The organism is Cellulomonas septica (assembly GCF_012396155.1).
Taxonomy (GTDB): Bacteria; Actinomycetota; Actinomycetes; order Actinomycetales; family Cellulomonadaceae; genus Cellulomonas; species Cellulomonas septica.
This window is the reverse complement of the sequence record NZ_JAAXOY010000550.1, coordinates 1-2,439: the sequence shown is the minus strand read 5'-3', so window position 1 is coordinate 2,439 and position 2,439 is coordinate 1. Positions and strand designations below refer to the sequence as shown.

The 2,439-nt window shown below is 71.8% G+C and carries 2 protein-coding genes and 1 pseudogene; all 3 read left to right on the top strand.

All coding sequences use genetic code 11. From position 1 onward, the window contains the following. Window positions 1-140 precede the first annotated feature (140 nt). On the top strand, window positions 141-902 hold the full coding sequence (gene narI / locus HGA02_RS16410; protein WP_168680184.1) for a respiratory nitrate reductase subunit gamma: 762 nt from the start codon (window positions 141-143) through the stop codon (window positions 900-902). Further along, window positions 899-2,107 (top strand): nitrate/nitrite transporter, encoded by a 1,209-nt coding sequence (locus HGA02_RS16405; protein WP_168680182.1) that lies wholly within the window; start codon window positions 899-901, stop codon window positions 2,105-2,107. Before narI ends, HGA02_RS16405 begins: the two co-directional genes overlap by 4 nt. A 202-nt stretch (window positions 2,108-2,309) precedes the next feature. After that, window positions 2,310-2,429 (top strand): annotated as a pseudogene (locus HGA02_RS16400) (TraR/DksA family transcriptional regulator); the annotation flags it as partial. Window positions 2,430-2,439: the final 10 nt, after the last annotated feature.

The window sequence follows — 2,439 nt, the reverse complement described above, 5'->3', positions numbered from 1 at the left end:
GACCGGGCCGCGGTGCACGCGATGGCGGCGGCCGGTCCACCGCGCGAGTCCGTCGGGCTCGACGCCGCCGACCCACGCCTTCTGCCGCTCGCGGGGTCTGCCGCTGCGGGTGCCGAGGTGCCGACCGGGGGAGTCCGCTGATGGACGTGCTGCTGTGGGGCGTCGTGCCGTACCTCGCGATCGTCACGCTCGTCGGCGGGACGATCTGGCGGTACCGGTACGACCAGTTCGGCTGGACGACGCGCTCGTCGCAGCTCTACGAGTCGCGGCTGCTGCGCATCGGCAGCCCGCTGTTCCACTTCGGGCTCGTGTTCGTCATCGTCGGGCACGTCGGCGGCCTCGTGATCCCGCAGTCGTGGACCGACGCCGCCGGGCTGTCGCAGGAGGCGTACCACGCGATGGCGCTGGTCGTCGGGGGCATCGCGGGGTTCTGCACGCTCGTCGGCGTCGCGATCCTCGTCTACCGGCGGCGTCGCACCGGGCCCGTCTTCATGGCGACGACGAAGAACGACAAGACCATGTACGTGGCGCTCGTCGCCGCGATCGTGCTCGGCCTCTGGACCACCCTGAACTCGGTCGGCGCGGGCCACGAGGCGCACAACTACCGCGAGACCGTCGCGCCCTGGTTCCGGTCGCTGTTCGTGCTCCAGCCCGACGTCGCGTCGATGGCCGCGGCGCCCGCGTCGTTCCAGTGGCACACGCTCGTCGGGCTCGCGCTCGTCGCGATCTTCCCGTTCACGCGCCTCGTGCACGCGTTCACGGCGCCGTTCCACTACCTGTTCCGCCCGTACATCGTCTACCGCAGCCGCGACGCCCGGCCGACGCCCGGCGCGAGCGCACCCCGACGCGGGTGGGACCCCGTCGGCACACGTGACCGCGAAGGATCGGGGAGACGCCGATGACGACGACCGCCGCTGCTCCGACCCGCACCGCGGGGCGCACGCTCAACCTCGTCCTCGCGACGTGGACGTTCGCGATCACGTTCTGGGCGTGGAACCTCGTCGGCCCGCTCGCCGCGCGCTACACCGAGGAGCTCGGGCTGTCGGCGACCGAGAAGTCGCTGCTCGTCGCGACCCCCGTGCTCGTCGGTGCGATCGGGCGCATCCCGGTCGGCGCGCTCACCGACCGCGTCGGCGGTCGTCGGATGCTCGGCGTCCTGTCGCTCATCTCCATCGTCCCCGTGCTGCTCGTCGCGTTCGCGGGGGAGCAGGAGTCGTACGCGCTGCTGCTGCTGTTCGGCTTCCTGCTCGGCATCGCCGGCACGACGTTCGCCGCGGGCATCCCGTTCGTCAACGCGTGGTACGAGCCCGCCCGCCGCGGGTTCGCGACCGGCGTCTTCGGCATCGGCATGGGCGGCACCGCGCTGTCGTCGTTCTTCACCCCGCGCATGGTGAACTCGTTCGGCTACGTGACGACGCACGTGCTCGTCGCGGTCGCGCTCGCGGTGACGGGCTTCGTCGTGCTGTCGGTGTCGCGCGACGCGCCCGCCTGGAAGCCGTCGACGCAGCCCGTCGTGCCCAAGCTGCGCGCCGCGATCAAGCTGCCCGTGACCTGGCAGATGTCGTTCCTCTACGCCGTGACGTTCGGCGGCTTCGTCGCGTTCTCCACCTACCTGCCGACGTACCTGTCCGACGTCTACGGCTACGACCTCGCCGACGCCGGCGCACGCACCGCCGGGTTCGCGATCGCGGCCGTCGTCGCGCGCCCGCTCGGCGGCATCCTGTCGGACCGCGTGCACCCCAAACCCATCGTCCTGGTGTCCCTCGCGGGGGCCGCGGTCATGGCCGTGCTGCTGTCGTTGAAGCCCGTCCCGGAGATCCCCGCGGGCACCGAGTTCGTGCTCATGGCGTTCTTCCTCGGCATCGGGACGGGCGGCGTGTTCGCCTGGGTCGCGCGTCGTGCACCCGCCGACCGTGTCGGGTCGGTGTCGGGCATCGTGGGCGCCGCGGGCGGCCTCGGCGGGTACTTCCCGCCGCTCGTCATGGGGGCCACCTACGACGAGGCGACGCACTCCTACACGGTCGGTCTGCTGCTGCTCTCGGCCACCGCTGTCGCGTCCTTCCTGTTCGTCCTGCTGCGCCTGAAGCGCGAGGACCGGGTAGCGTGACGGGAGGCGTCGACGAGCGCGCACACCGGCAGACCCGATCGTGTGAAAACCGCCCGACAGCCTGGCCTGGACGTTTGACCAAGAGCCCCCTCATGCCGCACACTCGTACTCGACGGTGCGCATCGCCTGCCCCCTGCGCGGTGCGCACCGTTTTGACTTCCCAGGAGCGGGACGGGTCTTCGGAACCGTCCCGCTCCTGTCGTCTGCGGGCACGTTCGGCACGTGCGAGTCGTGCGGCCGCGCGATCGGCAAGGCGCGGGTGCAGGCGTTCCCGCGCGCCACGCTGTGCGTCGAGTGCAAGCAGCGGGAGGAGCGTCGCTGACGCGCCCGTA

What these genes read in the sequence shown, in the direction of transcription:
- narI (WP_168680184.1), top strand. Translation starts at nt 141, where the DNA reads ATGGACGTGCTGCTGTGGGGCGTCGTGCCGTACCTCGCGATCGTCACG.
- HGA02_RS16405 (WP_168680182.1), top strand. Translation starts at nt 899, where the DNA reads ATGACGACGACCGCCGCTGCTCCGACCCGCACCGCGGGGCGCACGCTC.